The sequence below is a fragment of the Comamonas sp. Tr-654 genome (assembly GCF_011752915.1).
In the GTDB taxonomy this organism is placed as follows: domain Bacteria; phylum Pseudomonadota; class Gammaproteobacteria; order Burkholderiales; family Burkholderiaceae_C; genus Comamonas.
In genome coordinates, this window is the sequence record NZ_VWWQ01000001.1 from 561,884 (window position 1) to 580,091 (window position 18,208).

General features: G+C 63.7%; 17 protein-coding genes. 10 read left to right on the forward strand and 7 right to left on the reverse strand.

From position 1 onward, the window contains the following. Nucleotides 1-39: 39 nt before the first annotated feature. Entirely contained in the window at nt 40-831 is a 792-nt protein-coding gene (locus F3J24_RS02435; RefSeq protein WP_003062433.1) for an SDR family oxidoreductase, read from the reverse strand. A gap of 208 nt (nt 832-1,039) precedes the next feature. Continuing rightward, entirely contained in the window at nt 1,040-1,756 is a 717-nt protein-coding gene (locus F3J24_RS02440) for a methylated-DNA--[protein]-cysteine S-methyltransferase (RefSeq protein WP_167002412.1), read from the reverse strand. A 116-nt stretch (nt 1,757-1,872) separates the two neighbouring features. On the opposite strand from F3J24_RS02440, the gene F3J24_RS02445 reads away from it, so the two are divergent. Together F3J24_RS02445 and F3J24_RS02450 are read left to right on the forward strand one after the other, a co-directional pair. Next, nucleotides 1,873-2,178, forward strand: a complete 306-nt coding sequence (locus F3J24_RS02445) for a hypothetical protein (protein ID WP_043003708.1) — start codon at nt 1,873-1,875, stop codon at nt 2,176-2,178. A gap of 150 nt (nt 2,179-2,328) precedes the next feature. Further along, entirely contained in the window at nt 2,329-3,291 is a 963-nt protein-coding gene (locus F3J24_RS02450) for a class I SAM-dependent methyltransferase (protein WP_167002414.1), read from the forward strand. A 126-nt stretch (nt 3,292-3,417) separates the two neighbouring features. On the opposite strand, the gene F3J24_RS02455 is transcribed toward F3J24_RS02450, so the two are convergent. From F3J24_RS02455 to F3J24_RS02465, 3 genes are read right to left on the reverse strand one after another with little or no spacing between them, the layout of a single operon-like run. Further along, complete coding sequence (locus F3J24_RS02455) at nt 3,418-4,332, reverse strand: ABC transporter permease (RefSeq protein ID WP_240154216.1); 915 nt, start codon at nt 4,330-4,332, stop codon at nt 3,418-3,420. 29 nt (nt 4,333-4,361) lie between these two features. Continuing rightward, entirely contained in the window at nt 4,362-5,222 is an 861-nt protein-coding gene (locus F3J24_RS02460) for an ABC transporter ATP-binding protein (protein WP_167002416.1), read from the reverse strand. 31 nt (nt 5,223-5,253) lie between these two features. After that, on the reverse strand, nt 5,254-6,285 hold the full coding sequence (locus F3J24_RS02465) for an ABC transporter substrate-binding protein (protein WP_167002418.1): 1,032 nt from the start codon (nt 6,283-6,285) through the stop codon (nt 5,254-5,256). Between the two features lie 197 nt (nt 6,286-6,482). Here F3J24_RS02465 and F3J24_RS02470 point away from each other — a divergent pair, with 197 nt between their 5' ends. The 5 genes from F3J24_RS02470 (at nt 6,483) to F3J24_RS02490 (ending at nt 11,614) form a co-directional block, all read left to right on the forward strand. Then, a complete protein-coding gene (locus F3J24_RS02470) occupies nt 6,483-7,163 on the forward strand; it encodes a response regulator transcription factor (protein WP_167002420.1) in 681 nt (226 codons plus the stop codon). A 3-nt stretch (nt 7,164-7,166) separates the two neighbouring features. Further along, complete coding sequence (locus tag F3J24_RS02475) at nt 7,167-8,597, forward strand: sensor histidine kinase (protein WP_167002422.1); 1,431 nt, start codon at nt 7,167-7,169, stop codon at nt 8,595-8,597. Nucleotides 8,598-8,667: 70 nt separating this feature from the next. Further along, nucleotides 8,668-9,648 carry an alpha/beta hydrolase fold domain-containing protein gene (locus F3J24_RS02480; protein ID WP_240154217.1) on the forward strand — a complete coding sequence of 327 codons (981 nt, stop codon included), beginning with the start codon at nt 8,668-8,670 and terminating at the stop codon, nt 9,646-9,648. A gap of 177 nt (nt 9,649-9,825) precedes the next feature. Next, a complete protein-coding gene (locus F3J24_RS02485; RefSeq protein ID WP_167003415.1) occupies nt 9,826-10,266 on the forward strand; it encodes a nucleoside deaminase in 441 nt (146 codons plus the stop codon). A 91-nt stretch (nt 10,267-10,357) separates the two neighbouring features. Next, nucleotides 10,358-11,614 (forward strand): MFS transporter, encoded by a 1,257-nt coding sequence (locus F3J24_RS02490; RefSeq protein WP_167002424.1) that lies wholly within the window; start codon nt 10,358-10,360, stop codon nt 11,612-11,614. A 63-nt stretch (nt 11,615-11,677) separates the two neighbouring features. On the opposite strand, the gene F3J24_RS02495 is transcribed toward F3J24_RS02490, so the two are convergent. Next, nucleotides 11,678-12,823 carry an AAA family ATPase gene (locus F3J24_RS02495; protein WP_167002425.1) on the reverse strand — a complete coding sequence of 382 codons (1,146 nt, stop codon included), beginning with the start codon at nt 12,821-12,823 and terminating at the stop codon, nt 11,678-11,680. A 72-nt stretch (nt 12,824-12,895) separates the two neighbouring features. Further along, nucleotides 12,896-13,732 carry an RNA ligase family protein gene (locus F3J24_RS02500; RefSeq protein WP_167002427.1) on the reverse strand — a complete coding sequence of 279 codons (837 nt, stop codon included), beginning with the start codon at nt 13,730-13,732 and terminating at the stop codon, nt 12,896-12,898. Nucleotides 13,733-14,769: 1,037 nt separating this feature from the next. On the opposite strand from F3J24_RS02500, the gene F3J24_RS02505 reads away from it, so the two are divergent. The 3 genes from F3J24_RS02505 (at nt 14,770) to phnE (ending at nt 18,132) form a co-directional block, all read left to right on the forward strand. Then, the gene (locus F3J24_RS02505) at nt 14,770-15,651 is read left to right on the forward strand and encodes a putative selenate ABC transporter substrate-binding protein (RefSeq protein ID WP_003075949.1); all 882 of its coding nucleotides are present in this window, start codon (nt 14,770-14,772) and stop codon (nt 15,649-15,651) included. 73 nt (nt 15,652-15,724) lie between these two features. Then, the gene (locus F3J24_RS02510) at nt 15,725-16,567 is read left to right on the forward strand and encodes a phosphonate ABC transporter ATP-binding protein (protein ID WP_167002428.1); all 843 of its coding nucleotides are present in this window, start codon (nt 15,725-15,727) and stop codon (nt 16,565-16,567) included. Beyond that, the gene (gene phnE / locus F3J24_RS02515) at nt 16,558-18,132 is read left to right on the forward strand and encodes a phosphonate ABC transporter, permease protein PhnE (RefSeq protein WP_167002430.1); all 1,575 of its coding nucleotides are present in this window, start codon (nt 16,558-16,560) and stop codon (nt 18,130-18,132) included. The genes F3J24_RS02510 and phnE overlap by 10 nt, the downstream gene beginning before the upstream one ends. The last annotated feature ends 76 nt before the right edge of the window (nt 18,133-18,208 follow it).

The following is an 18,208-nucleotide window of genomic DNA, read 5'->3' on the forward strand; positions in this document are numbered from 1 at the left end:
GAACTCCGGCGCGTGACAAAAACACGGCCTGGCCGGGCTTCAGCCCCCGACCAGAGCGCTCACGCCGCCATCCACCGCCATCCACTGGCCGGTGATGTGCTTGCCGGCATCGCTGGCATAAAGCAGCGTCAGTCCCTTGAGATCCTCGTCGTCGCCCAGGCGGCGCAGCGGGGCATGGGAACGCATTTCGTCCTCACCCAGCGTCTCGATCAGCACGGCCGCCATCTTGGTCTTGAAAAAGCCCGGGCAGATGGCGTTGACCGTAATGCCGTGCTCGCCCCACTCGCCAGCCAGCGCGCGCGTGAAATTGATGACCGCGCCCTTGGAGGTGTTGTAGGCAATGGTCTTCATGCCCGTGGGATTGCCACCCAAGCCGGCGATCGACGCCAGATTGATGATGCGACCGCTCTTGCGCTCCAGCATGGACAGGCGGGCGATCTGCTGACTCAGCAGAAAATAGCCGCGCACATTCAGGTTCATCACCTTGTCCCAGGCTGCCGTCGGGTGGTCCTCGGCCGGCGCGCCCCAGCTGGCTCCGGCGTTGTTGATCAGGATGTCCACATGGCCGAGGCGCTGCACGGCCTCCTTGGCCAGACGGGTGATATCGGCCTCGTCCGAGCAGTCGGCGGCAATCCAGTCAGCCTCTATGCCCGCGGCCTTGAGTTCGGCGGCGGCCTCTTCCAGATCCTTGGCCTTGCGCGAGCTCAGCAGAATCTTTGCACCGGCCTCGCCCAGCGCATGCGCCATCTGCAGACCCAGGCCACGCGAGCCACCGGTCACCAGGGCCGTCTTGCCCGAGAGATCGAAAAGTTGCTGCACCGTACGTGTCATTCTCATGTCTCCTGTTTGTTTTCAAGGTTCAAACCGGGTGCGCAGTGCCTTGCAAGGCCTGCCCGTCAAAAGCTGCATGAATTGTGCGGGCGCCTCAGGCGCTGTGTTGTCACCTGCGTGTCGGCGCTGTCCCGCAGGTGGCAGAGCCGGCACTGGCGCGGCTTGCAGGATCTGCCGGCAGCCGCCAGGCGAAGCACATCCTGTGCCCTCAATCGGCAAACAGCGACTGTGTGCCGCCCCAGGCACCGCCTTCGATCTCCAGCATGCGCAGCTTGGTCAAAGCACCCTGACCGCCCGAAAAGCCGCCCGGCGCCCGTCCTGCCGCCAGCACGCGATGGCAGGGAACAATCGGCGCAAACGGATTGGCTCCCAGCGCCTGGCCTACGGCGCGCGCCGCACCGGCTTCGCCCAGTGCCGCCGCCACCTCGCCATAGGTGCTGGTCCGGCCCGGCTCCAGGGCACGCGTGAAAGCATAGACCCGGCTGTGAAAGGCAGGCACGGCAAATTCATCAAGCGCGATCTGCTGCAGATCGGGCAGACCGTCGCCCGATTCTTGCGCGAAGTCCTGGCGCATATCGCCCAGCACGCCGAAAGCCACGGCCTCTGCGCCGAGCTGCGCCCAGCCCTGCTCGCTCTGCGAGTTCACGCCAGCCAGCAGACACTGCACCCCGGCCATGGCCAGCAGGGCAAAGCCCGGGACCGCGGAGATGGAGGTCACGGCGCCATAGACTGCAGGTCCGCGCTGCGGCTGCAGCGCATGGCGTTTGCTCAGGCCCAGCAGCATGCGCTCCCGGGTCTCGCCCCAGCTGGCCTCGGGCAGTTGCACGGCGCAGACGGCGGCGGCATTCCAGGCCAGTCCACAGGCACCGATGCGCGTGACAAACAGGGCATGACCGGGAAATGGCAGCGAAGCAGCGTGATTCATGACCACAGTCTACAAAACGCAGTCCCTGGTCAACCGCAAAAATTTTTCAGGAACTGGATACAAAAACAGTTAATTACTGTATATTTAAACAGTCAAAACACTGTGGATATACGGACATGCAAGAAGCCCATTTCACCGTCTCTCTTTGCGACTACCCCGAGCTGCCCGAGGACAAACGTCATCAGGCCGAAGCACGCTATGCCCGCGTACTGGCACGCCAGCTTGGCGGGGAAGAACAGGTAGGCGAAGCCCTGTCTCTGGTGCAAGGTCTGGAAGACACCCCGCCCGAAGAGATCACCGACGACGCCAAGCTCACCTTCCAGCGCTGGATGAAAGCCGCCCGAGCTGCTGCCGAAGCCGGGCTGCAAGGCATTGGTGGCACCGAGAGCTGCTTTTTCGATGTGCGGCGCATCTACCACTGATTGAACGGCTACGGGCAGCGCGAGCCCCAGGGCCTTTTGCGGCTGCCCGGGCCGCCAAGCATTGCAAGGGACATGTGCCGCCCTGGCCACCGGAGCTCGCTGCAATGCCTACACTGGCGGCTTGTTTGACCGCGTGACTGTTTTCCCCCCATGCAAGCCCTGCTAGCCGCCATTGCCCAGATGCCCTTCCCTACCGATGCCCAGCGCATCTTTCATGGCCGCGGCGGGCGCTATCCGGGCTGCGAGCAGATCTCGCTGGATGCCTTTGCCCCCGTCATCGTGCTGACCAGCTTTGCGCCTATGGAGGAGGCCCAGCTGAGCCAGATCGGTCAGGCGCTGGAGCAGCGCTGGCAGCAGATCGCACCGGCCGGACTGCCTCTGACCTGGGCCTTCCAGAGCCGTGAGAGCGGCGGCAAGGTCGAAACCCGCGTCATGGCCGGCGAACTGCCTGAGCCGCATGTGGTGACCGAGAACGGCGCCAAATATCTGATCCATATCGCACGCGGGCAGAACCACGGCCTGTTCCTCGACATGGCCGCCGGCCGCGACTGGGTGCGCCGGCAGGTGCTGGCCCATGAGCGTCCCGAGCGCATGAAGGTGCTCAATCTGTTTGCCTACACCTGCGCGTTCTCGGTCGTGGCCAAACTGGCCGGTGCCGGTCAGGTTCTCAATATGGACATGAGCAAGGGCGCTCTGGCCACGGGCCAGCACAACCATCAGCTCAACGGCGTCAAGGCCGGAGCCAGCTTTGCCGCCCATGATATTTTCAGCAGCTGGGGCAAGATCAACCGCAGCGGACCGTACGACCTGATCGTCGTGGACCCGCCCAGCTACCAGAAAGGCAGCTTCATCGCCACCAAGGACTATGCACGCCTGATGCGCCGCCTGCCCGATCTGCTGGTGCCGGGCGGTCAGGTCCTGCTGTGCCTGAACGCACCCGAGCTGGGGACGGACTTCCTGCGAGGGCAGATGGCGGAAATCGCACCCGAGCTGCAGTTCGTAGAGCGCCTGACCAACCCACCGGTTTTTGCCGATGTGGACGAAGAACGCAGCTTGAAGGTGCTGGTCTATCGTGAGCCGGAGCTGCCTCAGCCCGCGTGCGGGGCAGCCTAGGAATTTCGAAAAACGCTTCCAACCCTTCCCCACGGATCGCCATACGCTGCAAATAAAGAAGCAAATGCAGCTTGCATTGCCCATAAAAAAGCCACCGCAAGGCGGTGGCTTCCTTGAGCGCGGCACTTAGAACGCCGCAGGCCGCCATTTGAGCAGACGTTTTTCCAGCCGCGTGAGCAGAAAATCTGCGGCCAGCGCCACCACGGCCAGCACGATCATCGCAGCGAACACGCCGCTGGCATTGAAAGCCCCCTGGGCTGTGGAGATCAGCAGGCCTATGCCCTCCTTGGCGCCCAGAAATTCACCCACCACGGCACCCACCAGTGCGAAGCCGAAGCTCACATGCAGGCTGGCCAGAATCCAGGACATGGCAGAGGGGATCACCACCGCCGTGGTCAGCTGGCGCGGCGAGGCCCCGAGGATCTGCGCATTGGCGATCATGTATTTATCGGCCTCGCGTACCCCCTGAAAGGCGTTGGCGAAGACCACGAAGAAGACCATCACCACAGCCAGCGCCACCTTGGAAGCCATGCCCAGGCCCAGCGCGATCACGAACACCGAGCCCAGCACTACACGCGGAATGGAGTTGGCGATCTGGATATAAATGGAGAACACGTCCGACAGCAGCTTGTTGCGACCCAGTACGATGCCGCAGACCACACCGGCCACGGCGCCGATCAGAAAGCCGATCACCGTTTCCTCCAGCGTGACCAGCACCTGCTGCCAAAGCGGCCCCTGGGAGGTACCGTCGCTCAGCCATTCCACGATCTGGCTCCAGATCATCGAGGGCATGGAATAGAAGAACGGGTCTATCCATTTCAGGCGCGCCGCCAGCTCCCAGCCGCCGAGCACAAGGACCAGCACGGCCAAGCGCAGGGCGATGATCATCCGCCTCCGGCGCCTGATGCCCGCCTGGGCGATGGCCGACTCCTGGGCCAAGGCTGCATCGCTGATCGCCTGAGGCAGTCTGGCGCCGGATGAGGGCGCGGTCTGGGAGGCCGGCGAATTTTCCGGCGCTGTGTTCAAAGCCATTTCGGACATGTGTTTCTCCTTGCACGGCGCATTAGGGCTTACTGGATCTGCACTTCTTCACGCAGGTCGTCCCAGATGCGCTTGGACAGATCGATGAACTGCTGGTCATAGCGCACCTGGCTCATGATGCGCGGGCGCGGCAGGTCGATCTCGTAGACCCGTTTGAGCGTCGCGGGGCGCGCGGTCAACACGAACACGCGATCGGCCAGAGCAATAGCCTCCTCCAAGTCATGCGTCACAAACACCACGGAGCCGCCACTGCCGGACCACAGACGCAGCAGCTCGTCCTGCATCAGCGTGCGCGTCTGCATGTCCAGCGCCGAGAAAGGCTCGTCCATCAGCAGAATCTCGGGCTGGTTGATGAAGGTCTGTGCCAGGGCCACGCGCTTGCGCATTCCGCCCGAGAGCTGGTGCGGATAGTGGTTGCCGAACTTGTCCAGGCCCACGCGCTGTATCCACTCATCGGCCAGCGCCAGGGCCTTGGCCTTGGGCGTGCCACGGAAGATGGGCCCGGCAGCTACGTTCTCGCGCACGGACTTCCAGGGAAACACCGCATCGGCCTGGAACACAAAGCCTATGCGCGGATCGATCCCCGTGACGGGCTTGCCCATGACCTGCACGCTGCCCACCGTGGGCTTGAGCAGGCCGGTGATCATGTTCAGGGTCGTGGACTTACCGCAGCCCGTGGGGCCCACGATGGCCACGAACTCGCCCCTGGCCACCGTCATGGAAAAATTGCGCAGCGCGATCGTGGCGTTGCCGTCGGCCGAGATGAAGCGCAGCGAGACATCATCGAATTCGATAGCAGAATCCACGCTGGCGGCGCTTGCGAAAGCGCCTTGGGGCGGTAAAAGACCGGACGCTTGCGAAGTACCAAGCGACAGTGTGACTGAGGACATGAAGAGCTCCCGTTAACAGTTCAAGGCTGCCTTACTTGGCGCTGAGAAAGGTATTGGTATAGGTCTTGCCCAGATCGATATGCGCACTCTTGACCTGGGGCTTGTAGGCCGACAGCACCTTGAGCACGGTCTCCGGCCCGCCTGCGGGCATGGCGCCGTCCCTGGTGAACATGGGCAGAGAAGCCTTGAGTGCCTCCACATACAGGGCCTTGTCGCTGCCGTAATAGTCCTTGGGCATCAGCTCGGCGATCTGCTCGGCACTGTGGCTGCCGATATATGCCATGGTCTTGGCAAAGGCCCGGGCCAGCTTGGCGGCCTGATCCTTGTGCATGGCGGCCCAGTCGTTGCGCACATAAAAGCTGGCGGCCGGATACAGCCCGCCCAGCGCAGCCTGGGTGCCGGCCTCGGTTCGCATGTCCACCAGCACCTTGGCATCGCCGGACTTGAGCATCTGCGACACCGTGGGTTCTGTGGTCATGCCGGCCTGTATGCGGTCCTGCTTCATGCCGGCGATGAAGGAGCTGCCCGCGCCCACAGGCAGCAGCGAATAGTCCTTGCTGGCCACACCCTGCCTGTCTACCAGGTAGCGAGTCAGGAATTCGGTGGACGATCCCAGGCCGGTCACGCCCAGCGTCTTGCCCTTGGCATCGGCCATGGTCTTGAAGCCCGCGGCTGCGGCCTTGCTGGAGACCAGCTCGACCTCGCCCGGCACCTTGCAGAACACGGCAATGGCCTGAATCTCCTTGCCCTTGGCCTGCAGATCGATGGTGTGGTCATAGAAACCCACCACGCCCTGCACAGCACCAGCGATCAGCTGGTTTTCGGCATCCACACCCGCAGGCTGAGACTGCAGCTCCACCTTCAGACCTTCGGCCTTGAAGTAGCCCAGAACCTCGGCCAGCTTGGCAGGCAAATAAATGATCTTGTTAATGCCTCCCACCATGATGGTCACGGTATCGCTGTCAGCTGCATGGGCAGCCGGAGCCACGCTGCCAAGGGCCAGCAAGGCGCTGGCCAGGGCAGACGTCAGCAGACTGCGGCAAGAGCGAGCATTCAAGGACATGGCGGTATCTCCTTCAGAGGGTTGTCATGGCGTGTCGTCCGCCGCAGGGGCGGCTTCGCCTTCCGGTCGTTGATGAAGCCAGTCTAGAAATCGCGCGCTTTCGTTCCGCTTTCGCTGCACCGCAATATTTTTAGGGGTTATCCCGGGTCGTTGTTTCACGTAGCTGCGACGCTCATGACTGGGCGTACTCTGGCGACATGAAGCTTCTTGTGGTGGAAGACAACCCCGAGCTGGGCCAGTCCCTGGCCGAGCTGCTACGCCAGCAGGGCTATGTGGTGGACCTGGTGGAACGCGGCGACAGCGCCGACCAGTTGCTGAGCCAGACACACTACGACCTGCTGCTGCTGGACCTGAATCTGCCCCTGCTCAGCGGCAAGGCTTTGTTGCGCCGGCTGCGCGGCCGCGGTGATGCGCTGCCGGTGATCGTACTAACTGCATCTGACTCCATGGACCAGAAAGTGCTGTGCCTTGAAATAGGTGCCGATGACTATCTGGTCAAGCCCGTGGACCTGCGCGAGCTGCTGGCGCGCATGCAGGCCATAGCACGGCGCCAGATGCCGGGGCGCGAAAACCTGGTGCGCTGCGGCACGTTGCAGCTGGACCTGCGCACCCGGCTGTTTGCCATCGATGGCGAGGAGCTGCCCTTGCCCCCGCGCGAGCGCAGCGTGCTCGAAGCCCTGATGCTGGCCCATGGCAGCGCCGTCTCCAAGGCCAGGCTGCTCGACGCCGTGTACAGCATGGACGAGGAGGCCAGCGAAGACGCGCTGGAGCTGTATGTACACCGCCTGCGCAAAAAGCTCGAGGCCAGCGACGCCGCCATCATGACGCTGCGTGGCGTGGGCTATCTGCTCAAGCCCCGGCTGCCCGACGCAGAGTAAGCCATGCTCCACAGCCTGCGCGCCCGCCTTGCCCTGTGGCTGCTGCTGCCGCTGGCCATACTAGTGGCACTGTGCGGCTGGTTTGCCCACCAGCACGCCGAGGAGGCCGCCAATTACGTACAGGACCACGACCTGTTGTCCTCGGCCAAGATCCTGGCCGATCGCCTGATCTGGGAAGATGGCGATGTGCAGGCCAGCGTGCCGCCCTCGGCCCTGAGCCTGTTCATGTCTGCAGCTCATGACCGTATCTATTTGAGCGTGACCGATGGCGAGGGACAGTTGCTGGCAGGCCAGCCCGGCTTCCCCCTGCCGCAGCCGCTGCAGCTGGCTGGAGGCGACCGGGCCCAATGGTATGACGCGGTCTGGCAGGGACAGCCCATCCGCGCGGTTGCCACCCGCCGTTCCATGTATGACGTGGCAGGCGCGCGCGAAATCACCATCATGGTGGGCAAGACCACACACAGCCGCGACGCCATGGTGCAGACGCTGTGGCGGCCGACCATGGAATACCTGCTGTGGGCCCTGGCCGTGGCCGTGCTGGTCAGCGCCACGGCGCTGACGCTGGAGCTGCGCCCGCTGCTGTCCATGGCGCGCCAACTGGCCCAGCGCCCCGCCCAGGATCTGGACTTCCACCTGGATTCGCGCCAGCTGCACCAGGAGCTGCGGCCGCTAACCGAAACCGTCAACCAGTTCGCACGCACCATACGCGCCCAGGTCGCACGCCAGCGGCAGTTCGTCTCGGACGCAGCACACCAGTTGCGCACGCCGCTGGCCATCCAGGCCCATACCTTGGAGCAGGCCCTGGGCCAGACGCTTGCCGAACTGGCCCAGCCTGGCGCAGTGCAGCGCCGCGCTGCACTGCTGCGCCTACAGCGCAGCAACCAGCAACTGATCAACCTCACCCACCAGTTGCTGGTGCTGGCCCAGGCCGAGCAGCCCGCAGCACAGGCCACTGTCAACGCAGACCTGCAAGCGCTCTGCCTGCAGGCACTGGAAGACTTTGCGCCGGCCGCAGAGCGCAAGTCCATAGACCTGGGCTGGCATGGTCCCGACGCCGCCGAGACCGCTAGCTGCATCCTCCAGGCAGCCACACCGTTGCTGCCCGAGCTGTTAGCCAACCTGCTGGATAACGCCATACGCTATACGCCGCCGCACGGCCGGGTCACGCTGGGGCTGGAAACCACGGCCGCCGCGCTGACGCTCTGGGTGGAGGACAACGGCCCCGGCATTCCCGCCCAGAGCCACACCAGAGTGTTCGAGCGCTTCTACCGTCTTGCCAACGACACCCAGGGAACAGGCCTGGGCCTGGCCATCGTGCAGGAAGTGGCCCGATCCTGTGGCGCCGCCTTAACGCTGGGCCCAGCACAGCACATGCCCGGCACACAGGAGCGGCCCGGGCTACGAGTGAACGTACAGTTTCCCAGACCCTCGTGACCACGCCTCAATGCTCGAATTGAAGCAGATTGAACAGTCGCTAGCAGCTATCAAATTTATGATTACGGCCATGACATCCCTCGCAGTCACCGAAATCGACCCCGCACTTGCCCGTACGCTGCAGCACTTTGCGCAGCTTGATGCGGACACGCCTACACCGCAGCTGTCCTATGCGCTGCGCCGGCGCCGGCTCGCCGAGCTGCAGGCAGAGCTGATCCGTACGCCGCTGCCAGGCATCGTACGGAAGAACCATTTTGTAGCCGCCCACGGCCGCGAGATCTGCGTGCGCAGCTATCAAAAGCATGGGGCGACGGCGCAACAGACACTGGTCTGGCTGCATGGCGGCGGCTGGATGGTGGGCGATCTCAACACCCATGACGACCTGTGCGAGCATCTGGCCCAGTTCACCGGCCATGTGGTGCTGTCCGTGCATTACCGTCGCACGCCAGAGAACCGCTTTCCCGCGCCGCTGGACGATGTGATGGTTGTGCTGCAGTGGCTGAGCGATATGCGCGGGCTGCTGCCTTTTGCGGCCGACCGGGTCCTGCTCGGTGGCGATAGCGCAGGCGCCCATCTGGCACTGGCAGCGGCGGTGCGCCAGATTCAGCACCCCACCGATGCGGCCCGCATTGCTGGCCTGCTCCTGCTCTACCCTCCGCTGCAGCCCGATCAGGACAATGACAGCATGCGCCGCTTTGCCACAGGTTTCGGGCTCACGCCCGCCGCCATGCAGTGCTACTGGCAGGAACTGGGCCGGCCCGAGGGCCAGGCCGCGCAATGGCTGACGCCAGGCTGCTGCAGCGCAGCCATCGTCCATTTGCCGCCCACGCTTTTGATGACGGCCGGCCACGATATTCTGCGCGACGAGGCCGAAGCCTTTGCCCATGAAGCCCAGGCACTGGGTGCACCGCTTCAGCTTTTGCGCGCCCCGGCCATGGTCCACGGCTTTGCACGCATGCTGGCTGCCAGCCCGGCGGCACGCCAGCAGGTGGAGCTCGCCTGCTTGGCCTGGGCGGAACTAATAGGCCGCCAACGCCCTCTGAGCAAATAAGCTTTGCTTTCCAGACGGGTAGCGGCATGGCCCTGCAGGTGTACGCTGCAAGGCGCCGGGCGCCGCCTCGCCCCCTTTCAAACACAATAGTTGCGGCGCTGATGCATCAGGCATCCGGCGCCTGCCGCCATAGCTTTCATCGCCATGAGTCCAACTTCCGCCACCCCACAACAACTGATGCGCCTGGCCGTGGACCTTGCCCATGCCAACCGCCTTCAGGGCGGCCGCCCGTTCGGTGCCGTGCTCGCCCAGGGAAATGAAGTCGTTGCCACCGGCGTCAACGAGATCATTGCCAGCCACGACCCCAGCACCCATGCCGAAATGCAGGCCATACGCGCGGGCACGCGGCAGCGCGCCAACCCCAGTCTGGCGGGCCTGTCCATCTATGCCAGTGGCCACCCATGCCCCATGTGCCTGGCGGCCCTGGTCATGAATGGAGCCGAACAGGTGTTTTTCGCCTTCGACAACCAAGACGCCGCGCCCTATGGTCTGTCCAGCGAGGGCACCTACCAGCGCCTGCGCCTGTCGCTGACGCCGCCACCGCTGCCCATCACCCGCATCGACACCGGCATCCGCGCGGCGCAGCTCTACGGAGATGAGGCCTGGCCAACTGCCTGACCCTTCTCGCCGCAAAAAAACCACAACAACAAACCGGGCTGCCTAAGGCGACCGCACCGATGCATTGCACCGTCGGCAGCCTCAGCGCTTTATGACATCGACATATTCAAAAACGCATCGCGTGCCGCCGCTGCTCTGGCTGCTGGTGGTGATACTGGTCACCATCAATCTGCGTCCCTTTCTGACGGCACCGGGCCCCTTGGGGCCGACCATACAGCAGGCCACGGGTATGGATTTGCGCAGCTTCTCCTGGCTCACGCTGCTGCCCATGGCGCTGATGGGCATTGGTGGCTGGCTGGCTCCCACGGCTTTGCAGCACTGGGGCGCACGCGCCAGCATTTGCGCCTCGCTGCTGCTGATTGCCCTGGGCTGCGCCCTGCGCCTGACGCCTGCAGGTGCCGCCACCGGTACGCTGCTGATCGCCACAGCCGGCCTCTGCGGCGCGGGCGTGGCGCTGGCACAAAGCATTCTGCCGGGGCTCATCAAGCGCCAGTCTCCCCACAGCGTGGCGCCCATGATGGGCCTGTATTCGGCGGCGCTCATGGGCGGCGGCGCACTCAGTGCCCAGCTCTCGCCCGTGGCCATGCAGCTGGGCCTGAGCTGGCAGGCTTCGCTGGCCATCTGGGCCATTCCCGTGTTGCTGGCATTGCCGCTAGCCTGGCATGCGCTGACTCTGATGCGCGAGTCCGCTCCCCCTGCGCCCTCTGCACCCCTGGTACAAGCCAATAGGGACTGGGACTGGGACAGGGACAGCGGCACAGGCTGGCTGCTGCGCCGTGGCCGCACCTGGCTGCTGCTGATCAGCTTTGGCCTGATGAACGGCGGTTATGGCTCCACCGTTGCATGGCTCGCTCCGTTCTATCAAACCCATGGCTGGACAGCCACGCAAAGCGGCTCGCTGTTGGCCATCTTGTCGATTGCACAAGCCGCATCGGCGCTGGCCATGCCTGCTCTCGCGTGCCGCAGTCTGGATCGTCGCTGCTGGCTCATGCTGGCCTTGCTGCTGCAGATCATCGGCTTTGCCGGCCTCGGGCTCTGGCCCGACGCCATGCCCACGCTCAATGCCATCGTGCTGGGGCTGGGTCTGGGCGGCTGCTTTTCGCTCTTCATGCTGGTGGCGCTGGACCATCTGCCCTCGCCCACACAGGCTGGCGCCCTCAACTCGCTGATGCAGGGCGGCGGCTTCATCCTCGCAGCGATAGCCCCTCTGATCATGGCGCAGCTGCACCAGATCAGCGGCACCTGGATGACGGGCTGGCTCTATCAGGCCGGTGTGGCAGCGCTGGTCTGCCTGCTGGTGACACGCTTCAATCCCAAGGGCTACCCGCAAGCCATGCAGCGGCTGTGAACCCGCCATCTCGCGGCAAAAAAGGGCCTGGAAATTTCCAGGCCCTTTTTGTTTTGGCTTGAACTACTCGTTGACCAGCAGCTGCAGCCCATGCGCCTCGGTCGGCAAGGGCACCTCCCATCTGTGCAACATGCCCAGCAATGCGGCATTGCCGAGTGTGGTGTCGCGCTTGCTGTTGCGCGCCAGCAAGGTGGATCTGGCAGCCTCCAGATGCACCAGCTCCACCTGGGCACCGTAGGCCAGGCACAGGTCCAGCGTCTTGCCACGCATCTGCCGAGAAAGGTGCGTGGCATTCCAGACGAAGGCAGCCTTGGCGCGCAACAGACTCTTGGCCTTGTCCACGGCTCGGTGGGCAGCAGCGCCCTCGTTCTCGCCATGGCGCAGGCCCAGCTCGGCACGCGCATCGTCAAACGACACCACAGGCAAGCCCGCATGATGCTGGGCAACCCAGTGGTTCTTGCCTGATGCGGGTAGGCCGCACATGACGATGACGCGCGAGCCCGGCTCTTCGTGCAAGGCGTAGTCCGGGTGCAGCTCGGCACCGCGGAAATAGCGAACGGCCGTTTCGGCCGAAGCAAAGCTGCGCGGCTTGCGCAAACAGCCCTCTTCCAGCGCCAACTCCCTGAACAGCTCGATATTCACCAGCACATTGCCCACATCGGGGCAGATGCGACCGCGAATATCGGCACGGGCCAGCAGCACCAGCAAATGCAGATCGACCTGCCAGGACAGCTCCCTGACCATGAACTCGGGCGAAACGCCTCGGCGCGAATCGGCAAAGGCGAAGAACGGCACCTGATGCACGGCAATCAGCCGACAGACCGCCTCGCGCCGGGCCACGGGCGCGCCCGCCTCCCAGAGCATGAGCCGCGCATCCAGCGCCCCACGACGCGAATGGCCGGGCTGTGAGATGCGGCCGTCGTCGGCTATCTGCGTGGTCGAGCACTTAGCGACATCGTGCAGCAGCGCGGCCAGAAAGACCGTCTCGCGCTCCTCGTTGGTGAGCCCTGCATAGTCGCCGTCCTGCAGCAGTTCGGTCACCACCATCTGCGTATGCGTCCAGACATCGCCTTCGGCATGGTAGATCGGGTCTTGCGGCGTGGTCCTGGCCAGCTCAAGTTGCGGGAAAGCCTCCAGGCAGGCTGCCCAGTCCACCAAGTCGTGAGCGGAATGCGGCACCAGGGCCGCTATCTGTTTCCAGCTCCACATAAGTTCTCCTTTCACCGCAGCTTCATCGCAAAACTACGGTTTTGATAGCTATCAGCGATTTCTGGTAATGGCTTACCAGCTTTTTTGAATCGCATTGGCAAAGATATCGACGCCTGTGCGCAGACCGTTGGCGACAATGGGTCGCTCGCTGTGGTGCGAGCCGGACTCCAGGATCACCTGCACAAAGTCGGAGCGCACGAACTTGTATCGCTCAACGGTCTGACCGTTCTCCTCGACCTTGATATACAGACCTTCGGCCAGTTCGGATCTGTCGGTCTGGCGCCAGGCCAGCGGCAAATCCAGCTTCTGCTTTTGCACCTGATCCTCGAACACCGCCTTCCAGCGAGCGCTGCGCCCCAGGGACGATGCCAGCAATGCCAGCAAATCCTGCATGCGCCTCGGTGCGATACCGGCGTAAAGCACAGGCACGGACACCACGGGCACACCGGACAGCAGCGCATGACGCTGCGGCGTGTCCAGAAACTGCTGCGCCACGCGGTCCCAAATGTCGAACTCGCAAAACCAGTGCGGCAAGGCGTCGTAGTACAGCGAGTGCTTGGCGTACAGCCACTCGCCATACATCACATAGCGCTCGTCCAGCAGCGCCATCAGCGCACCTTCATGGGCTCTGGCCCACTGCTTGTAGGCATTGAACTGGCGCTCGCGCCCGCCCATCTGATCGGCTTGCAGATAGTGGCCACGCGACTGCAGCAGCAAACTGCCGTCGGCGCCGAAGCTCAGCGCCGCATTGGCACCATCGAGCTTTTCCTCGACCACGATATGCCGGCCGGCCAGGGCTTCATAGGACACGGCATCGGCCTGATCACCGACCTGCAGCCGCGAGCCCCGCAGATGCGGCGTGCGCGGATATTTGAGAATCTCCAGATTGAATAAATGGGAAGTAGCCATGTTGTGCTTTCCAAAAAGGGAATAAGCCACGCGCCAAAAGACGTGGCAGACAAACCAAGGACAACGAAAGCGGCAATCGCCGCCACCATCGGGCGAAGACAAAAACACCTGGCCGCCGAGCAAAGGGCGGGTAGGGATTCAGAGAGTGGAAGAGCGCAGGACCGTGGCGCGAGCCAGGTCGAAAACGCCGGGAAAGGGCTTGCCCATCGTGAAGAAATGCCCCGTCGGGACGGCAAGCCACCCGGGCCTGGGGCCTCATGAGGCCGATATGTCCATACCGCAGCGCACACCTGAAAAATCAGCGTGCGGCGAAGTCGTTTAGCGCAAACGAATCTGGCAGGACATGATGCACCTCGAAAATGAGAGCGGATAACGCAAGTGGGGTAAAGGCTGGCGAGTTTATTGGCTTGGGGTGGCAACTGCCAAGCGGTTTGCAGCGCCTGTGGTGCAAAGACCACGAATCGGCTTCACAGAGATGAGATGCAGGCTGGTGAGACAGCGAATTTTTCCTCCTGCATCAGCCAAGCTCTCAATGACATCCGCACAGGGCTTGCGCCAAGCTCTTTCTGATTTCCATGATTGCAGCCGCCCCCTGGCCGCCTGCTGCGGTGAGGACAACAACACGAACAGCAACACCCCAGTGCCAGCCCCCAAGGTCCCGGCACCAGCTCCCGAATCCGGGCAAACGCCTGCCGCGCTCCTGCTTGAGAAGATCGGTAGCTATCAATCGGGCATCATGGCAAGCCCTTGCTGATGGTTGACAACAAGGCCAGCGCAGCCACAGCCGTCTACCTGCTGCATCTGCAATATTGAAACCTGCAGACAAGCAGTCGCTTTCATGCCAAGCCCCGTCCCGACGGGGCTTTTTGCTATTCAAATCACGCAAAGACTGCGCCGAGGGTTTCTCAATTACGTAACAATAAGCACCAGCGGTCGGTGTACCGCCCATGGGTTTCCATTCGCCGCAAGCCAAACGCTTGTGACCTACTAAACCGCCGTGTATCCGGACGGCGGTGGCTTTTTGAACGGAGCACTTAATGAAGCACTCTTTCGCTCGCCGCCAGGCGCTGCGCGGCTTGGCCGTGGCAGCTCTCGCTTCCTCCTCCTTGCTGTCCGCAGCGCATGCAGACACCCCTGCGGTGCTGCGCGTCTCGGCCATTCCCGACGAGGCACCGACCGAGCTGCAGCGCAAGTTCAAGCCACTGGGCGAATACCTCTCGCAGGCCACCGGCATGAAAGTGGTGTTCACCCCCGTATCCGACTACGCGGCCGTGGTCGAGTCCCTGGCCACCCGCAAGCTGGATCTGGCCTGGCTGGGCGGTTTCACCTATGTCCAAGCCAAGATCCGCACCAACGGCACGGCCATCCCCATCGTGCAGCGGGCCGAGGATGCGGTCTTCACCAGCAAGTTCATCACGGCCGACCCCGCCATCAAGACCTTGGCCGATCTCAAGGGCAAGACCTTTGCCTTCGGCGCCCCCTCCTCCACTTCGGGCAGCCTGATGCCGCGCTTCTTCCTGCAGCAGGATGGCCTGAACCCCGAAAAAGACTTCAAGACCGTGGCCTACTCGGGCGCGCATGACGCCACCGTGGCCTTTGTGGCTGCAGGCAAGGCCGAGGCCGGCGTGCTCAACACTTCGGTGTGGGACAAGCTGGTCGAATCCAAGAAGGTGGACACCAGCAAGGTGCGCGTGTTTGCCACGACGCCCACCTACTTTGACTACAACTGGACGGTACGCGGCGACCTGGACCCGGCCATCGTCAAGAAGCTGACCGCGGCCTTCCTGGCACTGGACCCCAGCAAGCCAGAGCACAAGGCCATCATGGACCTGCAGCGCGCCTCCAAGTTCATCGCCACCGACTCCAAGAACTACGACGGCATCGAAGCTGCCGCCAAGTCCGCCGGTCTGCTGAAGTAAAAATTCAGCTTTTTTGACTGTCAACGCTTATTTATCAAGCGTTGACAGCTATTGTTTTCAGAGTATTCGTCTCATGAGCTTCATGCTGGACGATGTGGGCCTGACCCACAGCAACGGCTTTACCGCCCTGTCCCATATTTCTTTGTCCGCCACCCAGGGCGAGAGCATTGCGCTCATCGGCCCCTCCGGTGCCGGCAAGACTTCGCTGCTCAGCACCATAGGCACCGCCTACCTGCCCACGGCAGGTCGCATGCAGGTGCTGGGCCAAACCGCGTCTGCGCAATCCTCCGTCCGCGAACTCAAGGCTTTGCGCAGCCGCATCGGCACCGTGTACCAGGCCGCCCCCATTCCGCTGCGTCAACGTGTGGTCACGGCCGTGCTGGCCGGCAAGCTGGGCCAGTGGCCGCTGTGGAAGGCGCTGGCATCGCTGGCCTATCCGCAGGACATTGCGGGCGCGCGCGAGGCCCTGGCCCGCGTGCAGCTTGAGGACAAGCTGTTTGCACGCTGCGACCAGCTCTCAGGCGGCCAGTTGCAGCGCGTGGGCATTGCCCGCGTGCTCTACCAGCAAGCCGGCCTGATTCTGGCCGATGAGCCGGTCTCGGCCCTGGACCCTGCACTCTCGCAGGCCACGGTGCAATTGCTGGTGCAGGAAGCTGCCGCGCGCAAGGCCACGCTGGTAGCCAGCCTGCATGCCGTCGATCTGGCTCTGGCCAACTTTTCCCGCATCGTCGGCGTACGCAATGGCCGCCTGGCCTTTGACCTGCCCGCCGCGCAAGTCAGCGAAGCCCAGTTGCAAGCGCTCTATGCCCATGCCGATGGCAGAGCGGCCGAGCTGCCCACGCTGCACAACCGCCTGACTCAGCGCGATCCCGCCAGCACCGCGCCCGCTCCCATCCAGGTGAACGCATGCCGGTAGAAATGGCCGAGCCCGCCCAGCCATCGCACCGCGACCCCTCCGCTCGCCGCCGCCTGAGCGGCCTGATCCTGACCCTGGTCGTGCTCTGGCCCATGCTGCAGACCTCGGGCTTTTCGCTTAAGCCACTATTCGACGCCGACAATCTCAAAGTCATCGGCGGCTTTCTCGCGCAGTTTCTGCCGCCTGATACCAGTGGAGAGTTTCTGGCCTATCTGGCTCAGGCCACGCTGGAGACCCTGGCCATCGCCACGGCCGGCATGGCGCTGGCCTTCGTGATTGCCGTACCCATGGCCTATCTGTCCACGGGCGCGGCACGCGAGAGGGTCACACTCAACCCCATCGCCCGCAGCGTGCTCACCATCCTGCGCGGCATTCCCGAACTGGTCTGGGCCCTGGTGTTTGTGCGTGTCTTCGGCCTGGGTCCAGCAGCCGGTGTGCTGGCCCTGGGCCTGACCTACGGCGGCATGCTCGCCAAGGTCTATGCCGAAATTCTCGAATCTACCAACCCTGCTCCGGCCCGCGCCCTGCGTGCCAGCGGCGCCGGCCGTATCCAGGCCCTGCTCTACGGCCTGCTGCCGCAGGCGGCCACGGAACTGACCTCCTACACCGTCTACCGTTGGGAATGCGCGATCCGTGCCTCGGTAGTCATGGGCTTTGTCGGTGCGGGAGGCCTGGGCCAGCTCATGGACCAGGCCATGAAAATGCTCAACGGCGGCGAAGCCGCCAGCATTTTGCTGGCCTTCATGCTGCTGGTGGCTGCGGCCGATCTGCTTTCCTGGTGGCTGCGTCGCGCACTCGACGCCGCGCCTGCCGCGCGCGCACTGCCCTTCGGCTGGCGCACCGGCACATTTGTGCTGACTGCCTGCGCGGCGCTATGGGCCAGCCTGCAGCTTCTGGATATTGATTTCTCGGCACTGTTCACGGCGGATGCGGCCGCCAGCATGGGCGACTTTGTACGCGGCTTTTTTCCGCCCGATCTAAGCCAGCCCTGGCTGCTCAAGGTGCTGCAAGGCATCTGGGAGACTCTGGCCATCTCCATCGTCGGCACCTTGCTGGCCGCGATCGCTGGCCTGCTGCTGGCCCTGCCGCGCTGGCGTGCACCATGGAATGTGCTGCTAAATGTGCTGCGCTCCGTGCCCGAGCTGGTCTGGGCCACGATCACTGCGCTGGCCGTGGGCCTTGGCCCGTTTGCAGGTGCGCTGGCCCTGGCCCTGCATACCACCGGCGTGCTGGGCCGCCTGTTTGCCGAGGCCTTGCAGAACACCCCGGCCGCTCCCGCGAATGCGCTCAAGCTCAGCGGCAGCAATCGCCTGCTGGCATTTTGCTATGGCACCCTTCCTGGCGCTGCGCCGCAACTGCTGGCGTACACGCTGTACCGCTGGGAGGTGAATATCCGCATGGCGGCGATTCTGGGCTTTGTAGGAGCAGGCGGGCTGGGCCAGCTGCTGTACTTCGAGCTTTCGCTGTTCCACTATGCCCAGGCCAGCACCGTGATCATGGCCATGCTTTTGCTGAGCATTGCCGTAGACTGGAGCAGCGCTGCCTTGCGCCGCGCCATGCGTTGAGACGGCTACGCGCCAGCTTCATCAGCTCCACCGCCAATCCACTACGCATCCGATGGGCCAGCGCTGGCAGCGGCCC